The organism is Flavobacterium sp. OHVDL-2026-0007 (genome assembly GCF_059882335.1).
In genome coordinates this window covers 2974517-3000045 of the sequence record NZ_CM187612.1, presented here as the reverse complement: position 1 = coordinate 3000045, position 25529 = coordinate 2974517, and the positions used below count along the sequence as shown (strand labels likewise).

Sequence of the window (25529 nt, the reverse complement as noted above, 5' to 3'; positions counted from 1 at the left end):
GGTCAGTTATGGAGTTTGGTCTTTTAAGAAGATGGATTTGTAATTGGTTTTCTTATTGGTATACACAGTAAAAATAATGTAAGTGAGTTATGCAGTCAGAAGTTGAAATTAGAAAAGTTGAAAAACGTGATTTGGATTTTGTGTACAGCGCAATTTGTGAGCTTGAAGAGGAGGTCTTTGATTTTCAGGTCTTCAAGGCGATCTTTATCGAAAATATATCCAATCCAGCTAATATGTATCTCATAGCATTAATAGAGAAACAAGCTTTGGGGTTTATTAGTTTTCATACGCAGAAATTATTGCATCATTGTGGCATAGTGGGTGAAATTCAAGAATTTTTTATCTATCAAAATTATCGAGGAAAAGGGATCGGAAGGAGACTAATGCAAGAAGTAATGCATTTCGCGGATCAAAATGAGTTAAAAAGTATTGAAGTAACTACAAGTCGCAGGAGATTAGAAAATGTCCTGATTTATGAAAATCTTGGATTTGGTTTAACGCATAATAAGTTCACAATTTACAAATAAGGATGAAGCAAAAAATGAATAGCTAGTTTTGGTTACACTATGAAAGAATTAAATCCTTCCGTAAAACATCACTTAATAGTAGGGATACTCATTGGGTTATGGTTATTCATTTTTGCCTTTGTGATTAGGCCTTTTGATGACGGGACTCTAAATTTTCGATCTTGGCTTTTAATCAGTTGTGGTTTTAGCATCATGGCTTTTTTGTGTTATGCATTGCTGGCTGTGTTTCAGAAAAGAGTTTACGAAAAAGTCTTGAATTGGAATATTGGTTTCGAAGTAGGAAGTATTGTTTTTTTTCATGTGATTTATTTGATTACCGTTTACCTGTATTACAAAAGTGCAATGGTAAAGGGTGGGTATAGTTTTGCAGAATTCTTTTCTATTATCTTTATAAAAGTCGCGCTGATTTTAACTCCTGTGCTTGTTCTAGCGAGAAGGTATTTGATAAAATTTATACCCCTAAAAGAGGATCGGTTAGTCATTAGGGGAGAAAATAAATTAGATGTTTTAAAAATCAACAAAGCTGATTTGGTATGTATTTCGAATGCTCAAAACTATGTGGAGATTTTTTATACGCAAAACGGTACGCTCGGATCTAAGTTAATTAGAACTTCACTCAAAAAAGTTCAGGAAGATTTGGGATTTTTAGTTCAAATACATCGTTCGCATTTGATAAATCCGTTGCATTTTAAATCTTGGAGGAATCAGAATACCATTATGCTCACCCAAATAGAACTTCCGGTTTCTAAAAGTTATAAAGAAAGCGTATTGGCGTTGTGATTTCATACCTAAAAGGATTGGTTTGATACCAAATTCAATAAAATTAGGGTTTAAGCAAGCTTTTCATTTTAGTTTTGTTGGATCAATTCTAAAATAAATTATGAAAGCAAAGCAATTTTGTCTGATCGGATTATTATTTTTTCTGGGTAGTTATGTATTCTTCTCTAATATTCTACCTGATTTTCAATTGCCAATTGATTTAGCACATTGGTTTAATTTAATTGGAGCCTGTTTACTGCTAGTGTTTAATGAGGTGTTTCCTAAAAACAGATTAAATTCGGTTGCAGCGATAGTGACGAGCTTGGGTGTTATTGCTCATATAGGTCTTTGCACAATCGACTTGATCCTGTGGAGTTATGGAGCGGATGAGCTTGCTAAAGAAGCATTAAGTCGGCAGATTAGTCATACACCTTCGATTCTTTATCCCTTTGTTGTACTTGGTCCTTCTTTGCTTTTTATTGGATTAGCCATGCATGCGCTGAATTTTCTAAAAACAAATAGAATAAGTGCTTTGCTGGTTGTTTTGGCTGCACCAGCGATTGGTTTTTCATTTTTTGTTTTGAGAGATGGAATTTATATGTTGCTGAGTTGTTCGGTTTTTGTTTTAGGATTGGTTTTGTTGCTGTATAGCAAAGAAGTTCCGGATGAAAGCAAATGCGAATAGAAGTGGGATAGGCCTGATATTTGTAATTTAATTCGTATTTTCGTTTGATAATCCAACTGAAAATAAATTGAATAAACATCTAAAATATCTCCTTTCGCTCTTTCTGGTTTTGGCCATGATTGCGAATGATGGTGCTTTAGAGTCTCAAGCAAAATCAGCTGCCTATTACCAATCTTCGGTGGTAAGTGAAGGGCCGAAATTCGATTTTAGAAATGCGCAGCTCTACCATTTTGGTTCGTTTATTTCGCTCGTGAAAATCGCCTTTATAATTCCGGTACAGTATCTTGAGTTGAAACAGATTGAGAGTCTTCAAATTGGGTTAGTAATAAGAATGCGAAAAGGGCTATATCAAAGTCTAATTTCATTTGTGAAACAAGCTGTTTTTATGAATGAAATTTTTAACTCCAACAACACTTATAAAGGTTTATACAGAGCTTAGAACTTTTCTCTAAGTATTTATGCGTTTCTGCGCATAGGATGATAGAATAATGTCTAATCATTTATCATTTTTAAAATGTATAAACACAAATATAAAACACGTTTAGAGCGATCTAGACGACCAGTACTTTGGATCAAAAGAAAACTAATTCTAATATTGACTGCCTTTATGTTAGGGATGGCAAACGGAATGAACGTAGAAGATCAAACCGTTAAAGGGAATCAAAATTATACAGAGCAACATAAAAAGGATTGATATATTGCCTCGAGAGATTCTCGTTTTTTAAAATTTTAAGTGTTTTTATCAATAGATAATCGGTTGAAAACCGATTAAGTACTTTTAAAATTACAATAGAATTGATGTATTTATGAAAGAGGCAGTTCTAGTGAACTGCCTCTTTGAATAATTTAATCAACCCATTTGTAATAGCGTGCGCCTATTAAATTGGGGATTTCTTTTTCGATTCGATCTAGGATCCATTCGTTTTTTGGAGTTCTTATACTGTGTTTTAGTTCTTTTTTGTGAAGGCTTTCATAGGCTTCAAAACTAATTTCTATGCTTTCTTGGAGATTTTCAAAAAGTTTGGTTTTGGCTAAAGCTGATTGCCACTGAGGTTGAATTGTTCCTTCAAAAACTTTAGATTTAGATCCACTTCCGTAGGCAAGGAATCCGAATTTTGTTCCTGAAATATCCTTGTTGGTGTCGTGATAATGGGCTAAAGTAGACAATAGTCCCATGAAAATAGATCCTGTATATAGGTTTCCGATTAAAGAAGAAGCCAATTCCGCAGCTTGTAATTTCTGGGTTACAAACTTTTTGTATTCATCGGATTTCCCAACTTCTTTAATTTTATTTTGATAGTCCCCTGGGGCTATGTTTTCAGGAATGATTTTATCTGCATGATCTAAAGCGAAAATTTCGGACAACATGCGGCGTCCTTGAAACGAATAGGGCAAATGCATAATGATGTTATTCCAAGAATGGTATACTGTTTCAGTAGTATTTTTTAATTTTTTAAATGAAAAGTAGGCATTACGCGTACGATCCATATAACATTGGTTCGAATATTGTCCGTCAAAAACGGGTTGATCTTTATGGATTTCAATTTCGGCTTCTAAGTTGTCAAACCAAGGATCGTTGTTTTCGTTTTTGGTAATGGCTTCTTTGGGAATACTACGGTAAGGCTTGAAAAAATCAAAAACACCTTTTGTACTGGTTGCCCAATGTTCATCGAAAGTGATAATTCTAGGGTTTGATGTGATAAGCATGGCCAAAGCTCCTGCGCCTTGAGTGTATTCTCCAGTAGAGTTTAAATCGTATTTAGCAAAATCAGTAGTGACTACTATGGCTTTTTTGGTTGGATTTAGTTTTACAAAATCAAGACAATTTTGTAACGCATCAACTCCTCCGATACAGGCAAATGTGAAGTCAACAACATCGCACTCCGCTAAAGTGTCTTCTCCAAATTTTTGTTCCATTAAACTAATTAAGAAAGAACTTATTGGTTTTGAACTGTCGATAGCGCTTTCTGTTCCTACATAGATGCGGCTGATTTCGCTTAGGTTTATTTGGTTGTCAAGAATAAGTTTGGTTAGTGCGTTTGCGCCAAAAACGATAGTATCTTGATGTGTATCGGGTAAGGTCATTTTTAGTAATCCTAGACCTTTTTCTAATTTTTCGGGTTCAATATTTCTGGCAACTGCCAAAGTTTTGATGGGTAAATGTATGTTGGCTACGTCAAAAGAGATAGCGTCAATTCCTGTTTTCATTCTCATTTTTTTTGAAGCGGATAAAGGTAAAATTATGCCTTTAAAATCAGGCTCTTTTAGGGGATTAAAATTGAGTTTGAGTCTACTTTTGAGGAATGTAAATAAAAAAGCAGTAAAAAATAACAATTTAGTAATTGTATAAAAAGCAAGATTCTGTTAAAATTGCTTTGGAATAAAAGCTATTTTATTGTGTTTAAATAATTTGCATAATTCTGAGAGAAACCTCTTTAAAATCATTATAAATAACAACGAAATGGTTGTAGTTCACTTCTATTTGCTTTATTTTTGTATAATTTTTTAAAACAAACTACTTAAACTCTTATGGCACAATCTGCACTATTGAATGCGTCCATCTTAAAGAAAGTTGCAATGGCACTTTCAGGACTGTTCTTAATCTCGTTTTTAGCGCTGCATGTTTCCTTAAATTTAATTTCTATTTTTAGTGAAAACGTTTTTAACGAAGCGTCACATTTTATGGGATACAACCCGCTAATACAGTATGTTATGCAACCTGTTTTGGCTTTTGGTGTGATTTTTCATTTTGTATTTGGATTTATTCTTACGGTACAAAATAGAAACGCGCGACCAATTGCGTATGCAAAATACAATGGAGCAGCGAATGCTTCTTGGAATTCTAGAAATATGATTATTTCTGGATTGGTTATTTTAGCTTTCTTAGGATTGCACTTTTATGATTTTTGGATTCCGGAAGTAGCCTACAAGTATGTGGCTGGAACTGCACCTGATGCTACAAGGTATTATGGAGAGTTAGTTCACAAGTTTCACGATCCAATTCGTACAGGATTATATTGTGTGTCTTTCGTGTTGTTAGGTTTTCACCTTTGGCATGGATTCGGTTCTTCTCTTCAATCGATGGGAATGAACAATAAGTATTCTCGATTTTTAAGTAAATTCGGTTATGGTTTTGCGGTTGTAGTACCAGCACTTTTCGTCATAATCGCGTTAGTTCATCATTTCAATAATTAATATAAATTATAATGGCATTAGATTCAAAAATTCCACACGGCCCAATATCGGACAAATGGACAGATTATAAAGATCATATTAATTTAGTAAACCCTGCGAACAAACGTAATTTAGATATTATCATTGTTGGTACAGGTTTGGCTGGAGGTTCAGCTGCGGCTACTTTGGCTGAGCAGGGATATAACGTAAAAGCATTTTGTTTTCAAGATTCACCAAGACGTGCGCACTCTATTGCAGCTCAAGGTGGTATCAATGCGGCAAAAAATTATAAAGGTGATGGTGACTCGGTTTACAGATTGTTCTACGATACTGTAAAAGGGGGTGACTACCGTGCGCGTGAAGCAAACGTTCACCGTTTGGCTGAAGTTTCAGCTAATATTATTGACCAATGTGTGGCTCAAGGGGTGCCATTGGCAAGAGAGTATGGAGGTCTTTTAGACAACCGTTCTTTTGGAGGAACTTTGGTTTCTCGTACTTTTTACGCACAAGGACAAACAGGACAACAATTATTGTTAGGAGCTTATTCTGCAATGAACCGTCAGATTGGTCGTGGAAAAATAAAAATGTACAACCGTCACGAAATGCTAGACATTGTTATCGTGAACGGGAAAGCAAGAGGTATTATCGCTCGTAACTTGGTTACAGGAGAAATAGAAAGACATTCTGCTCACGCTGTAGTAGTAGGTTCTGGAGGATACGGAAACGTATTTTTCTTATCCACTAATGCGATGGGAAGTAATGCAACAGCAGCTTGGAAAATTCATAAAAAAGGAGCGTTTTTCGCAAATCCTTGTTATACACAAATTCACCCAACATGTATTCCAGTTTCAGGAGATCACCAGTCAAAATTGACTTTGATGTCTGAGTCTTTACGTAATGATGGTCGTATTTGGGTTCCTGCTAAATTAGAAGATGCTAAAGCAATCCGTGAAGGAAAGAAAAAAGCAACTGATTTAACGGAAGCAGAAAGAGATTATTTCTTAGAAAGAAGATATCCTGCTTTTGGTAACTTAGTACCTCGTGATGTTGCATCACGTGCTGCAAAAGAAAGATGTGATGCTGGTTTTGGAGTTAACAAAACTGGAGAAGCTGTTTACTTGGATTTTGCTGCAGCAATCAAACGTTACGGAACTGAAGAAGCTTTTGTAAAAGGTTTAGATGCTACGGATGCTAAATTGGTAACAAAATTAGGAGCTGAAATCGTGAAAAGTAAATACGGAAACTTATTCCAAATGTATTACAAGATCGTTGATGAGGATCCTTATACAACGCCAATGATGATTTACCCTGCGGTTCACTATACTATGGGTGGAACTTGGGTTGATTATAACTTAATGACAACTATTCCAGGATGTTTCTCAATTGGAGAATCTAACTTCTCTGATCACGGAGCAAACAGACTTGGAGCTTCTGCTTTGATGCAAGGTTTGGCTGATGGATATTTCGTATTGCCTTATACTATTGGAGATTATTTAGCTCCAGATATTAAAATGGGAGAAATTTCTACAGAGTTGCCAGAATTCTTAGAAGCAGAGAAAGCGGTGAAAGATCAAATCGATAGATTTATCAATAATAAAGGAACTCATTCAGTTGATTATTTCCATAAGAAATTAGGAAAAATCATGTGGGATAAAGTAGGTATGGCTCGTAATGCTAAAGGATTAACTGAAGCTATCGAAGAAATTGCCGCTTTACGTGAAGAGTTTTATAAAGATGTAAGAGTTCCTGGAAGCGCTGACGGATTTAATCAGGAATTAGAGAAAGCGACTCGTGTTGCCGATTTCTTAGAGTTAGGAGAATTGTTCGCGAAAGATGCATTACACCGTAATGAATCTTGTGGAGGTCACTTCCGTGAAGAATACCAAACAGAAGAAGGAGAAGCACTTCGTGATGATGAAAACTTTGCATACGTTGCAGCTTGGGAATACAAAGGAAAACCAAGTGATGCTGTATTACACAAAGAACCTCTAGTTTACGAAAATATTAAATTAGTTCAAAGAAGCTATAAATAGTATTTAAGAAAGTTCAGTTACTTGCTTAATACTTAAAACTCATACAAAATGAAACTTACATTAAAAATATGGCGTCAGAAAAACGCCCAAGATAAAGGGGGAATCGTGGATTACCCAATTGACGGAATCGAACCAGATATGTCTTTCCTTGAAATGCTTGATGTTCTTAATGAACAATTAATCAACAAAGGAGATGAGCCAGTTGCTTTTGATCACGATTGTCGCGAGGGAATTTGCGGAATGTGTTCATTATTCATCAATGGAGAAGCACACGGACCAGACAGAGGAGTAACGACTTGTCAATTGCATATGCGTATGTTTAAAGATGGTGATACGATTTTTATCGAGCCATTTAGAGCAAAAGCGTTTCCAGTAATTAAAGATTTAGTTGTGGATAGAAGTTCTTTCGATAGAATTCAACATGCTGGAGGATTCGTTTCGGTAAATACTTCTGGAAATACGATCGATGCCAATACTATTCCAATTAATAAACATGATGCAGATAAGTCTTTTGATGCAGCAGCTTGTATTGGATGTGGAGCTTGTGTGGCTACTTGTAAAAACTCATCTGCTATGTTGTTCGTTGCAGCCAAAGTATCGCAATATGCTTTGTTGCCTCAAGGACGTGTAGAAGCTACGGATCGTGTATTGAACATGGTACATCAAATGGACGCTGAAGGTTTTGGTAACTGTACCAATACTGGAGCTTGTGAAGTAGAGTGTCCGAAAGGAATTTCTCTTGAAAATATAGCACGTATGAATCGTGAGTATTTAGCAGCAAGTCTAAAAGGGTAAATTTTAGCATACATTTAGTTTTAAATAGAAAAACGCATTCATTAATTTGGATGCGTTTTTTGCTTTGGGGTATAGTGCTGATCTGCTAGTCAAATGTCTGTTTCTTATACTGTCTTGCTTGTGCGAATGCTACAGGAGCTCACTAGTTGCAGAATAGTAGTTCGCGCTGTTAGATGGAGCGCCCGTGTGCGCTATAGAGGGCTGTATAAGGTTCGATTTAGGGTTTAGGAGGTAAGCTGTGTGGATTTGGTCTTTTAGGAGGGCTATTGCTTTATTTTGCTGTTTTGTTTTTCACTGGGATAGGACAGATGGGATCTTGTTTTATTGTTGTTTTGGGGTTTTTCAATTCTTGTTTGGCAGTAATATTGCATTAAATGTTTTACTTTTACTTCAATAAAACGAATTCTAATGAATGATAATGAATTAGTAAATTATACTAAGGAAGAACGAAAAAATCATATCCTAAAGGAGATTAACTTGCATACCCGTGTAAGTTTTGAAACGCTTTCTGCTAAATTAGGTGTTTCAGAGGATACCATAAGACGTGATATTAATGAACTTGAATCGGAAGCCCTATTGATTAAGGTGAAAGGTGGTGCTATGACTAAAGGTTACCATTATTCCTCTTCGAATCAAACCTATGAAGTAGAGGCCAAGCAAATCATTGCGCAGAAGACTGTTAGCTTGCTAAATGATGGTATGGTTTTGTTGCTCGATGGAGGGACTACCATTAGAGAGTTTATTCGATTAATTCCAGAGGATTTAAATCTAACTATTTTTACCATTACTGTGGTGACGGCAGTGCAGCTTCTGGATAAGCCCAATATTAAAGTAATCATGATAGGGGGGAGTATATCGTCTTATAGTCAGATGTGTATAAGTGGAGATGTTTTTCATCAGTTAGCAAATATTAAGGCAGACTTACTGATTTTGGGAACAAATGCTTTGGATATAGAGGGCGGGTATTCCGATTCCGATTGGGAAACAGTGCAAGTAAAAAAAGCGATGATTAAGGCTTCTAAAAAAACGGCGATTATTACCATTACCGAAAAGTTGAATACCGTCTTAAAAATGAAAATTGCGGATTTATCTGAGGTGGATTATGTGGTTACGGAAGTAAATCCCGATCATAAAAAAGTGCAGGCTTATAAGACACAATTTCCGGATTTGGTGATGATGTGATGTTTAATTTAAAGAAAACATAATATGAAAATAGCCCTTATTCAATCTGATCTTTATTGGGAGGACGCTAGTAGCAATAGAAAAAGTTTTGAAGAGAAAATCAACCAAATTAGTTCAGCGGTTGATTTGATTGTACTTCCAGAAATGTTTTCTACCGGGTTTACTATGAATGCTTCAGCAGTTGCGGAAACCATGGATGGAGAAACGGTTCTTTGGTTGCAATCCATAGCCAAGCAGAGAAAATGCGCCCTTACCGGGAGTATGATCATTGAGGAAAATGGGCAATTTTATAATCGAATGCTGTTTGTTTTTCCCTCAGCGGAGATTCAATATTATGATAAACGGCATTTGTTTTCGTTGGCAGGAGAAGATAAATGTTATAAAAGGGGTACTCAAAAAGTGATTGTGACCTACTTGGATTGGAAAATTTGTCTGCAAATTTGTTATGACTTAAGGTTTCCGGTTTTTGCCAGAAATGTCGAAAATTATGACTTGCTTTTATATGTTGCTAATTGGCCAAAAGTGCGGACCAATGCGTGGGATGCTTTGTTAAAAGCGAGGGCTATCGAAAATCTTAGTTATGTTGTAGGGGTCAACAGAGTGGGGCTAGATGCGAACCAGTATGAGCATATAGGTCATTCGCAAGTGGTTGACTTTTTAGGAAATTATATACTGGAGCCTCAAGAAGGGGAAGGTGTTCAAGTGGTGGAGCTAGATAAAAATGGGATGTTAGAAACTAGAAAAAAACTTGATTTTCTAAGTGATAAAGATGTTTTTGAAATCACTTCTTAAAAGCATCCACAATCACGATTTCTTCATTTGATCTTTTAGTTCGAATAGCGATTTTTTTGTATCTCCATTGAGATCCTACCCTGTCGGCCGTAATGTCTAATTTGCCATTTCCTTTAGTGCCGTTAATTCGAACCGTTAGTGCCACCGAGGTGTTCTGGTTGGTGTAGCTAGCGTTTCCTTCTAAAATGGCTAATTTATCGATGGGTTGGATGGTGCCGATAGTTTCAAGTGTTCTTGGGTTGGTATTGGCAATTTCGATGGCTTTCTCATAAAGAGCATTGTCTGTGTAGGCTTGAGCTAGAGCGCTAATACTTTCTTGAGGATTCGAGCTCAATAAAAGCCCTGTCATAAAAATAAATACCAGCGTTGCAGGAACAGACCATTTCCAATTTCTTTTCAGCCAATTTTCATTTTCAACTAAGTCATTGTCCATTTTGATGGGATTTGAAATTAGGATTTAGAAAGCTTTTCTCTTTTTCTCCTCTTCTTTTTTCTTTTTCTTGTCTTCTTTTTTCTCGATCTCTGGATTGTATTGTTTGCTTAAATCAACAGTTTCTTCTCGGTCCCAATTGGCTCTAACGTCAAATTCTTCTTGATAGTAGTTGACTTCTTCGGCGTATGTTTTTTCTAGGAAATTCCCAGGATCATAGACTTTGTTTTTATTGTCGTCATAAATGACACGAACCGTGAAGGCATTGGGTTCTACCAGATTGAACTCAAAACGGGTTTGGTCTTCTGAGTATTGACTAGCCAATACCACATCTCCTTTTTTATTGGTTAGTTCAACAATGACAGGAAAACGCTTGACATTGGTTAAGTTCAATACGATGTTGCCATAATCTTCATATTCCTTGGTGGTTAATTTGATAGATAAAGTGTCATTGGTTTTGTCATAAAAATCAGTAAGAGCGCCTGGAAGAAAAGTGAAATTGTATTTCTGCATAGGTTCTTTTTTGAAGTCGACATATAGTTTTTGTTCAAAGACATCGTAGTCCGTGGTGAAATCAACAGCAACAGAATCTTTGTTGACTAGGTTGATTTTGGATTTATCAAATTTCACCAATGGTGTTGCTGACTCTAAGGTGAATCGATCTCTAAAATTAAGAATCCCGTTTTGTAAAGCTTGGATGTTTAGAGTGTCTTTTTTCTGATCCTTAACTTTAAACGTGAATTTTTTATCATAGTGGGCTGCGCTGATCTCTAATGATAAAGAGTCCACTTTGAGTGGTTTGTACCAAACTTGCAGGGAATCTTTTTTAGGGAATTCGGTGATTATAGTTTCTAAGATTTCAGTATTGTTTCTTAGTGTAATTTTAGGGGGTGAAAGTTTGTAATTCAGGTTTCCTTCATAAGGAAGGTATAGTTTGTTTCCTGATGCTTGTAGGGGCTTGTGCGCCTTTAATGGAAGTTTTTCTTTGAACAATTCTAATTCAAAAATCGTATCGTTTGGTACGGTAATGAAATGTTTGATGAAACCAATTTTGTCATCTTTAGGGTTGTATTTGTTGTTACCTCCTTTGTCTTTCATGGCCACTAAAAGGTATTTTCCAGCCTTTAAATTTTCTAATTTAAAAGTTCGTAAACTGTCTAAAGTGTTGGTGATGTATCTCGGGGAGTCTTTGTAAACTACGGAGTCTCTGTATTTATCATTGGCTTCATAGAGCATAACCGATACAAAATTGTCCACATTTTTCTCATACGAATCTTTAATGATTCCGTTAAGTGAAAGGGAATCGATATAAGAGCCTGTTGAGAAAACGTATTTAAATTGATTGATGGCATTTCCCTCATTGTTATCGGTAATAGCCTGCCCAAAATTGAAACTATAAGTGGTATTGGGTTGTAAGGTATCTTTGATTTTTACGGTAATGATCTTGCTCACGTTTGCTGGTGTAATCAGTGGCTCGTGTTTCATTGGAGGTGAAATGATCAATTGTTTGTTCAGGTTTTTAAGCTTTACAAATTCATCAAATTCTAAAACAAATTGATTTCCTTGAAAGTTGGTACTGTAATTTTCAGGAGAGCTGTAGGTTAAAACAGGGGCTAAGGTATCTTTTAGTCCACCTGTAATACTGCCTCTTTTGGCACAACTCATCATTAAAAGAATCAGTAAAAATGAAATATATTTGAGGTTGTTTTTCAACATAACTGTTTTGAATTTGATTCCACAAAATAACGACTATATTTGCTTTAATCGAAATTTTTTAGCTATTTATTAGGATTGAAGTCTTTTGTCTTGAACTGTTTTTTTTGAAGTGAAATTTATCAATATGATATAATTTCTTACTTTTGGTTCTAATTGTAATCTCTCTAAGTTTTGATTAAACGATTTTTGGTGTGTTCCTTACTTTTTTTATTGCTCGCTTGCGGTAAAAAAGACGGGCCTATTATTGCTTTTTACTATTGGAAAACGGTCTTTACCTTAGCTAATTCGGAAAAAGAAGTTTTGAAAGATAATAAAGTGACCAAGCTTTATATACGGTATTTTGACATTGGATTGCATCCTAAAACGCAAGAGCCGATTCCTATAAGTCCTATCCGTTTTCAAGATAGTTTGGTCGGATTTGAGGTGGTTCCAGTGATTTTTATCCAAAACAAAGTGATGTTAAAGCCAAATCTGGATATAGAGCATTTGGCTCAGCAAACACTTGGTTTGGTGGAGGTGATAAATGCTAAGAATAAAATTAAATGTGAAGTGGTTCAAATTGATTGTGATTGGTCACTAAAAAGTAAGGATAATTACCTGAAATTCATTGAACGTTTTAAAAAGCTTTCCCATAAGAAGCTCTCGGCTACCATTCGTTTGCATCAAGTCAAGTATTTTAAAAAGACCAAGATTCCAAATGTCGATTCAGGGGTTTTGATGTATTACAATATGGGGACTATTGCAACCGATTCTCTCAACTCCATATATGATCGCCAAATTGCAGCAAGGTATCTTAAGAGTTTAAAGAAATATCCCTTACAATTGGATTTTGCTTTGCCTATTTATTCATGGGCCATTCATATTAGGGATCGGAAAGTGATGGGATTGCGTTCCAAATTGAATGTAAGTGAGCTTAAGAAGGATGGCAATTTCCAACAGATTAGTACAACTTTTTTTAAAGTCAAGCGTTCCAACTATAAAAATGGTGTTTTCTATGAGGAAAGTGACCTGCTGAAGATGGAAGGGATTAGCGAGGAGGATTTGGTTGAAATGGCCCAGGACTTAAATGAAAATTCGGCTCAAAAGCCAAAAGAAATTATTTTTTACGATTTAGATCAATTCAATATAAAAAACTATGAAAAGAATATTTTTAAGCAAGTTGTTTCTTATTTCTAGTGGGGTTTTACTTTTTGCTTACGGTGTGATTTATGCTTGTGCAGGTGGAGACGACTGGGATTTTTTTGGGTATAATTCTAATTTCACTCCAGAAATTTTTGCGGATAAATCCTATTCGCCACTTTTCTTGTCTAGCGATATTTTTTACGGTATTGGATTTGATACCAAGCACAATTCGAGATTCAATGAAAATATCAAATCGGATTGGGAAGTTTATCTAAAACAGAAAGTGGATACGGCTAGTGTCCGCTATTTTTTGATAGGAGAGGAAAATACGGGTTATGCTTCCGATAAAAAGAAAATCGCCGATAATAAGGCTGATGTGACTCAATTGCATGTGTTTTTTAAAAGCAAAAAAGAGAATCCGACATCTCTAAAATGGGGCAAGAAAATAAACTTGAAAGAGGCAAAAGTGAAAAGTTTTATTGAGTTTTTGTATTTGGCTCAAAAAATAGAAACAGTTTCCATTGGAGAAGATTATTGGAGTTATGATCCTGTAGTGGCTAAAACTTTTGATGATTTGAAAATGATCCAATCTATCGAAAATGTGTACAATACCACTGCGGATTCCTTTTTGAAAAACAGGTATTGGTTTTTGACGATGAAAGCTTATTTCTACAGCAGCAACAAACAAAAAGCGATTGACTTTTTTAATAAAACAGGTCAGACTGTACCTAAAAATGTATTGTACTATCGTGCTTTGGCTTATGTTGCCGGGATTAATTATCAGCAAAAAAAGTATGCGACAGCGAATTATTTGTATGCCCAAGTTTTTGATAATTGTCCTCAAATGAGAACGGTAACGGCTTATAGTTTTCATCCCAAAAACGAAGCAGATTGGGATAAGTCTTTGACCATGGCTAAGAGTAATAAAGAGAAAGCTGCGCTATGGGCTATTCACGGTTACTATAAAGATGAAAGACAAGCTATTGAGAAAATATATGAACTGGATGCGAAGAGTGAGCATTTGAATTATTTGTTAACCCGATTAGTCAATAAACAAGAGCGAGATATCAACAATTCGTTTCAGGTTACAAAAGATAATTCAGGAGCTGCTCCAGACTATAATGCAACAGTTGTCAAACAAACCGTCGCAGAGAATAAAAAAGAAAATCAAGCTAAGATTGAGAAAAAGAGCATTGATTTAATTGCGAAGATTGCCAAAGCTGGAAATACAGACAGGCCTTATTTGTGGGATGTTTCATTGGGGTATTTGCAAACACTTCAAGGTGATTTTGCTGGTGCGGATGCCAATTTTAATAAGGCAGAAAAAGCAATGCCTAAAACAGAGTTAGCTACATATCAATTGAGGCTGCTTCGTTTTGTGAATAATATGAATAAGATAGATAAGCTCACTGATACCAATGAAAAAACAATTCTAAGAGATTTGAATTGGCTGTACCAGGAGCTTCCAAAGACCTATAAAGGACAAGAATTTCGTTATCAAAATGCTGCACAATGGAGTAAGAATTATTTAGCAACCTTGTATAGAGCAAAAGCGAATCCTGTAATGGCAGAGTTGTTTGGAGATTCTCCGAATAATTATTGGGGCACGGGAAATTCTTTTTATGATGATGAAAAGAATTTATTGGCTATGAAATCATTTTTGGCTAAAGGAGATAAAACAGAAATAGAGAAAATAGCGGCAGGAATTTATAGTCTGAAATTAAAAGACATCAATAATTTTCAAGCTGTTCAAGCCACCTTTAAAAATAAAATCCCTGAAGCAATCGCCTTTATTAAAGAAGCAGATTCAGCTCAGTATCGTACTTTTTTAGGGAATCCTTTTAATGGAAATATCAAAGACTGTCATGATTGTGAACATGTCGCTTATCAGAAAAAGAAATATTCTCAAATGGAGTTTTTGACTACCATAAAAACCATGCAGGATAAGCTGGCTCAGAAAGAGGATGTTTATACTAATAGTTTATTGTTGGGGAATGCCTTTTATAATATTAGTCATTTTGGAAATGGTAGAACTTTCTATGAAATTAGTATTATAGGGTATGGATCTAGCCCGTATTCGTTTAGAGACAGCATGAGAAAAATGATAACCAATAACGATTTGTCAAAAATGTATTATCAAAAAGCCTTTGAAGCAGCTAGTACGAAAGAGCAAAAAGCAAAGTGTGTTTATCTGTTGGCCAAATGCGAGCGCAACGATTACTATAATGTTAAATACAATAATGTGAAGAGTTATTGGGAAATCCAAGACGATAAGGTGAACTTTATTGCTTGGAGCGGATTTAAGACTTTAAGGAAAGAGTATTCGGATACCAAGTATTATCAGGATGTCATTGCGGAATGTGGTTATTTTAAGACGTATGTCAATCAATAAGTTGTAAGTGTATCTTTGTGGTATATAATAAGTGTTATGGTAAATAAAATAGAGCATATCGGGATTGCGGTTAAAGACATGGATGATGCCAATGTATTGTTCGAAAAATTATTAGGGGTTCCGTCTTATAAAATGGAAGAAGTACAAAGTGAAGGAGTATTAACTTCTTTCTTTCAAACAGGAGTAAATAAAATTGAGCTTTTGATGGCTACAAATCCTGAGAGTCCAATTGCAAAATTTTTAGATAAAAAAGGAGAAGGAATTCATCATATCGCTTTTGACGTGGATGACATTCAACTCGAGATAGACCGCTTGAAAAAGGAAGGTTTTGTACTGATCAATGAAGTTCCTAAAAAAGGAGCCGATAATAAACTGGTCGTTTTCTTGCATCCTAAAAACACAAATGGCGTTTTAATTGAGCTTTGTCAAGAAATCAGATAAAAAAAAGTGATTTTTATATTTTAAATAAGATGTTGAAAATCAATTATGTTGTAGGATTGGAGGCAGGTGTTTTAAAATTAAATAGAAATCATGTCTTAAAATATTTGCAGTGAATAAAAAATAGTAGTAATATTGCATCCTCAAACCGGTCCTATAGCTCAGCTGGTTAGAGCACCTGACTCATAATCAGGTGGTCCCTGGTTCGAGCCCAGGTGGGACCACAGAAAGCCTTTACAGCAATGTAAGGGCTTTTTTTATGCTTTGTTGTTAACTATTTGACCCCCAATTAACAACATTGTCTTGTAGATCCAATAATATCTTAAATCAGGTATTTATACGTGTTTTCTTGATAATTGGTTTGTTCTATATTTGTGAAATAATAAAAAGTAAACTTATTATGACAAACAAAAAATCCTCACCCTCAGTAACTAAACTTGCATCTGAGACTTTGAAAGCTTCTAATTCTTCACAAATTGCTAAGCAACTTGCTGGCTCAGTTCTTTCACAAGCAAATACTAATAATCAAACAACTGAAGCTATGGAAAAAAAAGCTTCGAAAGTACTGCAAAGTGAGAAGTATAGTGAGGTTACAAAAACGTTAGCAGGTTCCGTTTTATCACAATCCAATGGAACTGATAATAAGTGAGAAACCTTGTTCTATATTAGATGATAAAATTATACTGATCCTTAGAAAAGAGAAAAACATTCCATACATAATGAGGTAGCTATGAATGGTAAGGCTCTAAAGTGTAATGTGAATAATCAATATATGGTGGCTTAATATGGGAATGCTTGCTGATACAAGTATAAATTCGGCAAATTGGTTAGTGTTTGCTTATTCCCAGTTTATGAAGTCTCTTTAAAATTTTATCTCTCTTTTAAGATATAACGGGAAGATGAGGTAAATTTTAATTATATGAAGCAGTTTGGTTCCTTTTTCATGATTTGTAATAAAACTTTAATAAATGCTTATTGAATGTTAATAAAAGTGTTAATGTTTTCTTAATTTCGCATTTTATATTCGGTTATATATTTGAATTAACAAAAAAACAATGAATAACAATTTTTTTAAAGCTAATATTTTATGAAAAAAACATTTTATGTTGTATTGCTCTTCTTTCTAGGCGTTAAAATGGTTTCAGCGCAGGTGGCATCTTATGTAGGTGAAATTAGAATTTTTGCAGGGAGTTTTGCTCCAGCAGGTTGGGCAATTTGTGATGGTACCTTAATGCCAATTTCTGAAAACGAGACCCTTTTTCAGTTAATTGGAACTACTTATGGAGGTGATGGAGAAAGTAACTTTGCTCTTCCAGATCTTAGGGGTAGGGTGCCGATCCATATGGGAATGGGGCAAGGTTTGAGTTCTAATCGAATGCTTGGGGAAAGGGCAGGTCAAGAAACGGTTTCTTTAACTATTTCAAATATGCCTTCACATTCTCATTTGGGTCAAATTACGATAAACAATGGGGCTGCGAAAACAAATGTGCCAGTTGCAGGGTCTAGTTTGGCGCCTTCTGGATTTAATTCTGGTAGAACCTTTGTGCCTAATTTTAGTTTTACCACCGCTGCTCCAGATTTGACTTATCAGACTGTTAATACGGCTTATACGGGCCAATCAGAGCCGATAAGTATAGTGAAGCCATATTGTGGTTTAAACTATATTATTTCATTATTTGGAGTGTTTCCACAGCCTCAATAGTAATTATAAATCCTTAATTTGACATAGATGAAAAAAAACTACTTTTTAATTTTATTTTTTTTATTTTTTACAAAGTCGCTTTTTGCGCAGGAAAAGTTTATTGGTGAGGTTCGTCTTTTTGCTGGAAACTTTGCTCCAACAGACTGGGCGTTTTGTGAAGGACAATTACTTCCTATATCCCAAAATACAGCTCTTTTTTCTTTACTAGGCACTTATTATGGGGGTGATGGGGAATCTACCTTTGCTTTGCCAGACTTGCGAGATCGTATGGTTGTCGGAACAGGGCAAGGGTCTGGTCTAAGTGAGTATGTGCTTGGTCAAACAGGAGGAGAGGATGATGTCGTTCTACTTTCAGACAATTTACCAGCCCATAGGCATGTTGCAGAGATTAAGATCAGCACGGCAGAGGGAACCAGTAGTATTCCGGGTCCTACGATGTCGCTAGCGGCTCCAAATCATAATTTTAATGGTGCAACTGTTCCTGCTAAAGGTTATACTTCAGTGGCGGGTAATGTAACCTTAGAAACCATGCCTACTTCTGCTACAGGTAATTCTACACCTTTAAATATACGACAACCCATTTTGGCTGCGAGATATATTATTGCCTTACAAGGAACTTATCCGCAAAGACCTTAAAAAATATAAAAATATGAAAAATATATATTATTTAACTGTAATCCTGTTTTTGTTTTCCAAATCTCTTTTTGCTCAGAATGTCCCTTTTTTGGGAGAGATTAGGGTAACGCCATTTAATTTTGCTCCAAAAGGTTGGGCAATGTGTAACGGGCAGTTTTTGCCAATAAATCAAAATCAAGCGCTTTTCTCGCTATTAGGAACTACTTATGGGGGAAATGGTCAGACTACTTTTGCATTGCCAGATTACAGAGGACGTGTTGCTGTAGGTGCGGGTTTAAGTTATCAGGTAGGAGAGAAACAAGGGGCTGAATCGTTAACTTTAACTGCTGCTAATTTGCCGGCTCACACGCATGTTGAGCCTATAAAAGTGAGTAACGGCCCCGCTACATTACATGCTCCAGTAGCTAACGCTGTAATTGCAGCGCCTGCTGTAGTTGTAAATTCGAATTCCCATCCATTGCTTGGTTTTAATTCATCTGCTCCAAATGTTGGTTTGGCAGGTGTTGCAACAGATAATGCGGGGGCTGCGAACCCTTATGCTATAAAAACGGAGCAGCCTTATCTAGTTTTGAATTATATTATTGCATTGCAAGGGATTTTTCCTTCTCAGAATTAATATCCGATATATGAAAAAAAAATACTTTTACTTTATAATAGCGCTGTTTTTGACGGGGACTATGTTTTCTCAGACAACGGAGGATTTTGAGACGGAAACTGATGGTGCTACCACATTTACCAATAATGGACAGGTTTTTAATGTCAGCACTCAAGCTGGTGGTACTTTTGATATTATAAATTGGCCTCAAACGGGTTGGAATGGTACGGCAAAAGACAATAAGTACATAGATAATTCGGCGACTGCTTACTGGGATGTCCCGGTAAGTTTTACTGTTTCTAGTGCTGGACAGAGGCCTATTGTTTTAAAGTCATTTTATTTGTTCCTGTCTACGGCTGATTTACTTCCTGGTGCAGGTTCCTGTACGATTACTGGAAAATTAAAAGGAGTTACTGTTTTTACGGCGACATCAAGTACTGGGTTCAATTCGAATCCAAATGTAAATAATGGATTTACAAAAATTGATTTTACCACTTATGGAGGTTCGGATAATTCGAATGCGATCGTAGATCAATATGTAGTAACAACTACAGGAACGTTTGAATATGTAGCTCTTGATGCAATGTTGTGGCAAGATTCGTGTTCAACTTTGAAATTGACACCTTCGTCCCAAACTAACCTTTTGTGTGGTAATGCTTCAAATGGAGCTGCGAGTGTTAATGTGGCTACAGGTGGTGGTGGTGGCTATACTTATGATTGGGCTCCTGATCCCTTAGTTGGCGATGGTACAAGATCGGTATCGGGATTAACAGCAGGAACATGGGTTTGTACTGTTACGGATACTAATTCGTGTACAACAACTCAATCTTTTACTATTACTGCTCCTGCAGCGATTTCTGTAACACCAAATTCGCAAACAAACATTGCCTGTTATGGTGGTGCAACTGGGGCAGCTTCAATAAATGTACCTACTGGTGGTACTGGTAGTTATATGTACAATTGGACCCCAGGAAATCCTATTGGAGATGGAACAACTTCGGTATCGGGACTGACGGTAGGTGAGTGGACATGTACAATTACGGATGCAAATGGTTGTACAACTAGTAGAACATTTACAATTAACCAGCCTGCGGTTGCACTAAGTGCTCTTACAGGCGGTGGTCAAACTAATGTTTCGTGCTTCGGTGGGTCGAATGGTTCGGCTACGGTGGCTCCAACAGGAGGGACACCTGGTTATTCATATTCATGGTCTCCTTCTGGAGGAACTGGAGCAACGGCTTCAGGTTTGACTAGAGGAGATTATACGTGTACTATAACCGATGCAAATGGTTGTACAACAAGTAGAACATTTACAATTAACCAGCCTGCGGCTGCTTTAAGTGCTCTTGCAGGTGGTGGTCAAACTAATGTTTCGTGCTTCGGTGGGTCGAATGGTTCGGCTACGGTGGCTCCAACAGGAGGGACACCTGGTTATTCTTATTCATGGTCTCCTTCTGGAGGAACTGGAGCAATGGCTTCAGGTTTAACTAGAGGAGATTATACGTGTACTATAACTGATGCAAATGGTTGTACAACTAGTAGAACATTTACAATTAACCAGCCTGCGGTTGCGCTAAGTGCTCTTACAGGCGGTGGTCAAACAAATGTTTCGTGCTATGGTGGATCGAATGGTTCGGCTACGGTGGTTCCAACAGGAGGGACACCTGGTTATTCTTATTCATGGTCTCCTTCTGGAGGAACTGGAGCAACGGCTTCAGGTTTGACTAGAGGAGATTATACGTGTACTATAACAGATGCAAATGGCTGTACAACTATTAGAACATTTACAGTTAACCAGCCTGCGGCTGCTTTAAGTGCTCTTGCAGGTGGTGGTCAAACTAATGTTTCGTGCTTCGGTGGATCGAATGGTTCGGCTACGGTAGCTCCAACAGGAGGGGCACCTGGTTATTCATATTCATGGTCTCCTTCTGGAGGAACTGGAGCAACGGCTTCAGGTTTGACTAGAGGAGATTATACGTGTACTATAACCGATGCAAATGGTTGTACAACAAGTAGAACATTTACAATTAACCAGCCTGCGGCTGCTTTAAGTGCTCTTGCAGGTGGTGGTCAAACTAATGTTTCGTGCTTCGGTGGGTCGAATGGTTCGGCTACGGTGGCTCCAACAGGAGGGACACCTGGTTATTCTTATTCATGGTCTCCTTCTGGAGGAACTGGAGCAACGGCTTCAGGTTTGACTAGAGGAGATTATACGTGTACTGTAACCGATGCAAATGGTTGTACAACAAGTAGAACATTTACAATTAACCAGCCTGCGGCTGCTTTAAGTGCTCTTGCAGGTGGTGGTCAAACAAATGTTTCGTGCTTCGGTGGGTCGAATGGTTCGGCTACGGTGGCTCCAACAGGAGGGACACCTGGTTATTCTTATTCATGGTCTCCTTCTGGAGGAACTGGAGCAATGGCTTCAGGTTTGACTAGAGGAGATTATACGTGTACTATAACTGATGCAAATGGTTGTACAACTAGTAGAACATTTACAATTAACCAGCCTGCGGTTGCACTAAGTGCTCTTACAGGCGGTGGTCAAACTAATGTTTCGTGCTTCGGTGGGTCGAATGGTTCGGCTACGGTGGCTCCAACAGGAGGGACACCTGGTTATTCATATTCATGGTCTCCTTCTGGAGGAACTGGAGCAACGGCTTCAGGTTTGACTAGAGGAGATTATACGTGTACTATAACCGATGCAAATGGTTGTACAACAAGTAGAACATTTACAATTAACCAGCCTGCGGCTGCTTTAAGTGCTCTTACAGGTGGTGGTCAAACTAATGTTTCATGCTTTGGTGGATCGAATGGTTCGGCTACGGTAGCTCCAACAGGAGGGACACCTGGTTATTCTTATTCATGGTCTCCTTCTGGAGGAACTGGAGCAACGGCTTCAGGTTTGACTAGAGGAGATTATACGTGTACTATAACCGATGCAAATGGTTGTACAACAAGTAGAACATTTACAATTAACCAGCCTGCGGCTGCATTAAGTGCTCTTGCAGGTGGTGGTCAAACTAATGTTTCATGCTTCGGTGGGTCGAATGGTTCGGCTACGGTAGCTCCAACAGGAGGGACACCGGGTTATTCATATTCATGGTCTCCTTCTGGAGGAACTGGAGCAACGGCTTCAGGTTTGACTAGAGGAGATTATACGTGTACTATAACCGATGCAAATGGTTGTACAACTAGTAGAACATTTACAATTAACCAGCCTGCGGCTGCATTAAGTGCTCTTACAGGCGGTGGTCAAACAAATGTTTCATGCTTTGGTGGATCGAATGGTTCGGCTACAGTAGCTCCAACAGGAGGAACACCGAGTTATTCATATTCATGGTCTCCTTCAGGAGGAACTGGAGCGACTGCTTCGGGCTTAACCGCGGGTACTTATACTTGTGCTGTTACTGATGCTAATGGTTGTGAGGATACAAGAAGTTTTGTAATTACTGAGCCTGCTGCATTGAGTTTTACTACTACAGCTCTGCCAGGTTATGATTTTAATACTTTATATAGCCAAACTATTGTGGCTACAGGAGGTACTGGAATAAAATCATACGCAGTTACAGCAGGTAGCTTGCCATCAGGTTTTACTTTGTTATCAAATGGTGAGATTTCAGGAACTTCAACTCAGGTTGCGGACAGTAATTTTACTGTTACGGTTACTGATGGGAACACTTGTACTGCTACATATAATATGTCGCTGAAAATAAATCAAATACCGATTACCGTTACTGCTGTTGTATCTCAGACTAAAGAGTATGGGCAGGACGATCCTGTTTTGGCTTATATTGTGATGCCTAGTTTGCAATCGGGGGATACATTTAGTGGCTCTTTAGATAGAGCTGCTGGTGAGGGTGTTGGTAACTATGTTGTAAATGCAGGTAATCTTTCGGCGGGATCTAAATATTTAATGACTTTTGTTGGAGCTGATTTCTCAATTACAGCAAAGCCAATTACAGTAACAGCAGCCGCTTCTCAAGCAAAAGTGTATGGTGCTGTTGATCCTGTTTTTGTTTATACAGTTTCTCCGAGTTTGGTAGGTACTGATGTGTTCTCAGGAGCTCTAACAAGAGCGACTGGAGAGAATGTAGGTACTTACGCAATCGGACAAGGAAATTTAAGTGCAGGTGCCAATTACAGTATTGCTTATGTAAATGATGATTTTGCAATTACAGCAAAACCAATTACCGTAACGGCTGATGCTTCTCAAGCAAAAGTGTATGGTGCTGTTGATCCTGTTTTTGCTTATTCAGTTTCTCCAAGTTTGGTTGGAAGTGATGCGTTTACAGGAACGCTAACAAGAGCGACTGGTGAGAATATTGGGACTTATGCTATTGGGCAAGGAAGTTTAAGTGCAGGTGCCAATTACAGTATTGCTTATGTAGATACTGATTTTGCAATTACCGCAAAACCAATTACAGTTACGGCTGATGCTTCTCAGGCAAAAGAGTATGGTGTTGTTGATCCAATTTTTAGGTATTCCGTTTCACCTGGTTTAGTGAGTGGTGATATCTTTACAGGAACACTAGCAAGAACTGCCGGTGAGAATGTAGGAACTTATGCTATTGGACAAGGAAGTTTAAGTGCAGGTGCTAATTACAATATTGCTTATGTGGATAGTGATTTTGCAATTACCGTAAAACCAATTACAGTAACAGCAGCTGCTTCTCAAGCAAAAGTGTATGGCGCTGTTGATCCTGTTTTTGTCTATTCGGTTTCTCCAAGTTTAGTGGGTAGTGATACATTTACAGGAACTCTATCAAGAGCTAATGGTGAGAATGTGGGAACTTATGCTATTGGACAAGGAAGTTTAAGCGCAGGGACCAATTACAATATTGCTTATGTGGATACTGATTTTGCAATTACAGTAAAACCAATTACCGTAACAGCTGATGCTTCTCAAGCAAAAGTGTACGGTACTGCTGATCCTGTTTTTGCTTATTCAGTTTCTCCGAGTTTAGTAAGTGGAGATTTATTTACAGGAACACTAACGAGAACTGCTGGTGAGAATGTTGGAACTTATGACATTGGTCAAGGAAGTTTAAGTGCAGGTTCGAACTACAGTATTGCTTATGTGGATACTGATTTTGGAATTACAGCAAAACCAATTACGGTAACGGCTGATGCTTCTCAAGCAAAAGTATATGGTACTGTTGATCCTGTTTTTGCGTACTCAGTTTTTCCAAGTTTAGTGGGTAGTGATGCATTTACAGGAACTTTATCAAGAGTTCCAGGTGAGAATGTAGGAGCTTATTTGATTGGACAAGGAAGTTTGACTGCAGGGGCCAACTATAGTATTGCTTATGTGGATAAGAACTTTTCAATTACAGCAAAATCAATTACCGTTACAGCTGATACTTCTCAAGCAAAAGTTTATGGCGCTGTCGATCCTGTTTTTGCTTATTCTGTTTCTCCAACTTTAGTAGGAGGAGACGCATTTACTGGACTGCTAAAAAGAGCGGCAGGAGAGAATGTGGGAACTTATACAATTGGACAAGGAAGTTTGAGTGCTGGATCAAATTATAGTATTGCTTTTGCATCTGCTGATTTTGTGATTACTGCAAAACCGATTACGGTTACAGCAGCTGCGTCGCAAACAAAAATTTACGGTAAAATTGATCCTATTTTTGTTTATTCGGTTTCACCAAGTTTAGTGGGTAGTGATACATTTAAAGGAGCTTTATCAAGAGTGACTGGTGAGAATGTGGGAGCTTATGCTATTAAACAAGGAAGTTTAAGTGCTGGAACAAATTATAGTATAGCTTACATAGGAGATGACTTTACTATTACTAAGTCAGATCAGATCATTACATGGAATCAAACTTTGGGATTAGGTTGTGATGGGGAAAATACAATCCTTTTAACAGCTACTTCTAATAGTGGTTTACCGCTAAGTTATACTTCTTCTAAGACAGATATTGTAATGATTTCAGATGGCTCACTAGTCTTTAAAGGTTATGGAGAGGCAAATGTTACGGTTTCTCAAGTGGGGGATAGTAATTATAATGCGGCTCCAGTGGTGGTGTTGCCGGTGGTGAATACGCAACCAAATTTAATTAGAAAACAGTTTGATAATGTTATTTTCTTTGATAACAGTTCTAAGAGTTTTGAATCTTACAGTTGGTATAAAGACGGTGTGCTAGTTCCTGGTCAAGTTGGTCAATTTTTCAAAGAAAATGGACCTTTAAATGGAGTTTATTCTGCTAAAGCGGTAAGAAAGGATGGTATGAGTGTTACTACATGTCCTATGGCTTTTTCTCCATCAATAGAGGAGGAATATTTGAAAATTGCGCCCAATCCAGTTAAGACTAATTCAGGGTATCAGCTAATCACTAATGTGAGTTCTTCAAAATTGCAGAGCGCGCATGTTGAGGTGTTTAATATGCTGGGTATGCTATTGACGGATAAAATTATTAATGAGAAGACTACAGAGCTGATTGCTCCAAATGTTGAGGGGATTTATATTGTCAGAATGACCTTGACAAATGGAAAGTATTTTACTAAAAATCTTCTAGTTAAAAATTAACTTGTTGAGAACAATCCAT

Annotated in this window: 21 protein-coding genes and 1 tRNA gene; 19 read left to right on the top strand and 3 right to left on the bottom strand. The window is 37.2% G+C overall.

Annotation, left to right across the window (positions count from 1 at the left end; translation table 11 throughout):
- Positions 1-89 precede the first annotated feature (89 nt).
- The 5 genes from AC51AA_RS12180 to AC51AA_RS12160 all read left to right on the top strand — a co-directional run bounded on the left by AC51AA_RS12180 (position 90) and on the right by AC51AA_RS12160 (position 2665).
- Positions 90-527, top strand: coding sequence for a GNAT family N-acetyltransferase (locus AC51AA_RS12180; protein ID WP_500702505.1), 438 nt, complete (start codon positions 90-92; stop codon positions 525-527).
- 39 nt (positions 528-566) lie between these two features.
- Positions 567-1307: a LytTR family transcriptional regulator DNA-binding domain-containing protein gene (locus AC51AA_RS12175; RefSeq protein ID WP_500702504.1), complete on the top strand. Its 741-nt coding sequence runs from the start codon at positions 567-569 to the stop codon at positions 1305-1307.
- A gap of 100 nt (positions 1308-1407) precedes the next feature.
- Positions 1408-1971 carry a hypothetical protein gene (locus AC51AA_RS12170; RefSeq protein ID WP_500702503.1) on the top strand — a complete coding sequence of 188 codons (564 nt, stop codon included), beginning with the start codon at positions 1408-1410 and terminating at the stop codon, positions 1969-1971.
- A gap of 67 nt (positions 1972-2038) precedes the next feature.
- Positions 2039-2410, top strand: a complete 372-nt coding sequence (locus AC51AA_RS12165; protein WP_500702502.1) for a hypothetical protein — start codon at positions 2039-2041, stop codon at positions 2408-2410.
- A 75-nt stretch (positions 2411-2485) separates the two neighbouring features.
- Positions 2486-2665: a hypothetical protein gene (locus tag AC51AA_RS12160; protein WP_500702501.1), complete on the top strand. Its 180-nt coding sequence runs from the start codon at positions 2486-2488 to the stop codon at positions 2663-2665.
- Positions 2666-2817: 152 nt separating this feature from the next.
- On the opposite strand, the gene AC51AA_RS12155 is transcribed toward AC51AA_RS12160, so the two are convergent.
- Complete coding sequence (locus tag AC51AA_RS12155) at positions 2818-4179, bottom strand: hydroxymethylglutaryl-CoA synthase family protein (RefSeq protein WP_500702500.1); 1362 nt, start codon at positions 4177-4179, stop codon at positions 2818-2820.
- A gap of 321 nt (positions 4180-4500) precedes the next feature.
- Here AC51AA_RS12155 and AC51AA_RS12150 point away from each other — a divergent pair, with 321 nt between their 5' ends.
- From AC51AA_RS12150 to AC51AA_RS12130, 5 genes are all read left to right on the top strand, one after another.
- Positions 4501-5166, top strand: a complete 666-nt coding sequence (locus tag AC51AA_RS12150) for a succinate dehydrogenase cytochrome b subunit (RefSeq protein WP_500702499.1) — start codon at positions 4501-4503, stop codon at positions 5164-5166.
- Between the two features lie 11 nt (positions 5167-5177).
- Positions 5178-7178, top strand: coding sequence for a fumarate reductase/succinate dehydrogenase flavoprotein subunit (locus AC51AA_RS12145; RefSeq protein ID WP_500702498.1), 2001 nt, complete (start codon positions 5178-5180; stop codon positions 7176-7178).
- A gap of 48 nt (positions 7179-7226) precedes the next feature.
- The gene (locus AC51AA_RS12140) at positions 7227-7973 is read left to right on the top strand and encodes a succinate dehydrogenase/fumarate reductase iron-sulfur subunit (RefSeq protein WP_500702497.1); all 747 of its coding nucleotides are present in this window, start codon (positions 7227-7229) and stop codon (positions 7971-7973) included.
- 408 nt (positions 7974-8381) lie between these two features.
- Positions 8382-9155, top strand: coding sequence for a DeoR/GlpR family DNA-binding transcription regulator (locus tag AC51AA_RS12135; RefSeq protein ID WP_500702496.1), 774 nt, complete (start codon positions 8382-8384; stop codon positions 9153-9155).
- A gap of 24 nt (positions 9156-9179) precedes the next feature.
- Positions 9180-9947 carry a nitrilase family protein gene (locus AC51AA_RS12130; protein WP_500702495.1) on the top strand — a complete coding sequence of 256 codons (768 nt, stop codon included), beginning with the start codon at positions 9180-9182 and terminating at the stop codon, positions 9945-9947.
- Here AC51AA_RS12130 and AC51AA_RS12125 read toward each other — a convergent pair.
- Both AC51AA_RS12125 and AC51AA_RS12120 read right to left on the bottom strand, forming a co-directional pair.
- Positions 9937-10380 (bottom strand): cytochrome c oxidase assembly factor Coa1 family protein, encoded by a 444-nt coding sequence (locus AC51AA_RS12125; protein WP_500702494.1) that lies wholly within the window; start codon positions 10378-10380, stop codon positions 9937-9939. The two genes, AC51AA_RS12130 and AC51AA_RS12125, sit on opposite strands and share 11 nt — an antisense overlap.
- A 24-nt stretch (positions 10381-10404) precedes the next feature.
- Positions 10405-12093, bottom strand: a complete 1689-nt coding sequence (locus tag AC51AA_RS12120) for an Ig-like domain-containing domain (protein ID WP_500702493.1) — start codon at positions 12091-12093, stop codon at positions 10405-10407.
- Positions 12094-12282: 189 nt separating this feature from the next.
- Here AC51AA_RS12120 and AC51AA_RS12115 point away from each other — a divergent pair, with 189 nt between their 5' ends.
- The 9 genes from AC51AA_RS12115 to AC51AA_RS12075 all read left to right on the top strand — a co-directional run bounded on the left by AC51AA_RS12115 (position 12283) and on the right by AC51AA_RS12075 (position 25510).
- A complete protein-coding gene (locus AC51AA_RS12115; protein WP_500702492.1) occupies positions 12283-13269 on the top strand; it encodes a hypothetical protein in 987 nt (328 codons plus the stop codon).
- Complete coding sequence (locus AC51AA_RS12110; RefSeq protein WP_500702491.1) at positions 13229-15607, top strand: hypothetical protein; 2379 nt, start codon at positions 13229-13231, stop codon at positions 15605-15607. Before AC51AA_RS12115 ends, AC51AA_RS12110 begins: the two co-directional genes overlap by 41 nt.
- Before the next feature lie 36 nt (positions 15608-15643).
- Positions 15644-16048, top strand: coding sequence for a methylmalonyl-CoA epimerase (mce, locus tag AC51AA_RS12105; RefSeq protein WP_500702490.1), 405 nt, complete (start codon positions 15644-15646; stop codon positions 16046-16048).
- A gap of 147 nt (positions 16049-16195) precedes the next feature.
- Positions 16196-16269 (top strand) — tRNA-Ile (locus AC51AA_RS12100).
- Positions 16270-16445: 176 nt separating this feature from the next.
- On the top strand, positions 16446-16694 hold the full coding sequence (locus AC51AA_RS12095; RefSeq protein WP_500702489.1) for a hypothetical protein: 249 nt from the start codon (positions 16446-16448) through the stop codon (positions 16692-16694).
- A 438-nt stretch (positions 16695-17132) separates the two neighbouring features.
- The gene (locus AC51AA_RS12090) at positions 17133-17747 is read left to right on the top strand and encodes a phage tail protein (RefSeq protein ID WP_500702488.1); all 615 of its coding nucleotides are present in this window, start codon (positions 17133-17135) and stop codon (positions 17745-17747) included.
- A 27-nt stretch (positions 17748-17774) separates the two neighbouring features.
- Positions 17775-18383 carry a phage tail protein gene (locus AC51AA_RS12085; RefSeq protein ID WP_500702487.1) on the top strand — a complete coding sequence of 203 codons (609 nt, stop codon included), beginning with the start codon at positions 17775-17777 and terminating at the stop codon, positions 18381-18383.
- Between the two features lie 13 nt (positions 18384-18396).
- Positions 18397-18999, top strand: coding sequence for a phage tail protein (locus AC51AA_RS12080; RefSeq protein ID WP_500702486.1), 603 nt, complete (start codon positions 18397-18399; stop codon positions 18997-18999).
- Between the two features lie 10 nt (positions 19000-19009).
- On the top strand, positions 19010-25510 hold the full coding sequence (locus tag AC51AA_RS12075; protein WP_500702485.1) for an MBG domain-containing protein: 6501 nt from the start codon (positions 19010-19012) through the stop codon (positions 25508-25510).
- Positions 25511-25529 lie beyond the last annotated feature (19 nt).

Bases quoted from the DNA above. Each gene is read 5' to 3' on its own strand.
- AC51AA_RS12180 (WP_500702505.1), top strand. From the start codon at position 90: ATGCAGTCAGAAGTTGAAATTAGAAAAGTTGAAAAACGTGATTTGGAT.
- AC51AA_RS12175 (WP_500702504.1), top strand. From the start codon at position 567: ATGAAAGAATTAAATCCTTCCGTAAAACATCACTTAATAGTAGGGATA.
- AC51AA_RS12170 (WP_500702503.1), top strand. From the start codon at position 1,408: ATGAAAGCAAAGCAATTTTGTCTGATCGGATTATTATTTTTTCTGGGT.
- AC51AA_RS12160 (WP_500702501.1), top strand. From the start codon at position 2,486: ATGTATAAACACAAATATAAAACACGTTTAGAGCGATCTAGACGACCA.
- AC51AA_RS12155 (WP_500702500.1), bottom strand. From the start codon at position 4,179: ATGAAAACAGGAATTGACGCTATCTCTTTTGACGTAGCCAACATACAT.
- AC51AA_RS12150 (WP_500702499.1), top strand. From the start codon at position 4,501: ATGGCACAATCTGCACTATTGAATGCGTCCATCTTAAAGAAAGTTGCA.
- AC51AA_RS12145 (WP_500702498.1), top strand. From the start codon at position 5,178: ATGGCATTAGATTCAAAAATTCCACACGGCCCAATATCGGACAAATGG.
- AC51AA_RS12140 (WP_500702497.1), top strand. From the start codon at position 7,227: ATGAAACTTACATTAAAAATATGGCGTCAGAAAAACGCCCAAGATAAA.
- AC51AA_RS12135 (WP_500702496.1), top strand. From the start codon at position 8,382: ATGAATGATAATGAATTAGTAAATTATACTAAGGAAGAACGAAAAAAT.
- AC51AA_RS12130 (WP_500702495.1), top strand. From the start codon at position 9,180: ATGAAAATAGCCCTTATTCAATCTGATCTTTATTGGGAGGACGCTAGT.
- AC51AA_RS12125 (WP_500702494.1), bottom strand. From the start codon at position 10,380: ATGGACAATGACTTAGTTGAAAATGAAAATTGGCTGAAAAGAAATTGG.
- AC51AA_RS12120 (WP_500702493.1), bottom strand. From the start codon at position 12,093: ATGTTGAAAAACAACCTCAAATATATTTCATTTTTACTGATTCTTTTA.
- AC51AA_RS12110 (WP_500702491.1), top strand. From the start codon at position 13,229: ATGAAAAGAATATTTTTAAGCAAGTTGTTTCTTATTTCTAGTGGGGTT.
- mce (WP_500702490.1), top strand. From the start codon at position 15,644: ATGGTAAATAAAATAGAGCATATCGGGATTGCGGTTAAAGACATGGAT.
- AC51AA_RS12095 (WP_500702489.1), top strand. From the start codon at position 16,446: ATGACAAACAAAAAATCCTCACCCTCAGTAACTAAACTTGCATCTGAG.
- AC51AA_RS12090 (WP_500702488.1), top strand. From the start codon at position 17,133: ATGAAAAAAACATTTTATGTTGTATTGCTCTTCTTTCTAGGCGTTAAA.
- AC51AA_RS12085 (WP_500702487.1), top strand. From the start codon at position 17,775: ATGAAAAAAAACTACTTTTTAATTTTATTTTTTTTATTTTTTACAAAG.
- AC51AA_RS12080 (WP_500702486.1), top strand. From the start codon at position 18,397: ATGAAAAATATATATTATTTAACTGTAATCCTGTTTTTGTTTTCCAAA.
- AC51AA_RS12075 (WP_500702485.1), top strand. From the start codon at position 19,010: ATGAAAAAAAAATACTTTTACTTTATAATAGCGCTGTTTTTGACGGGG.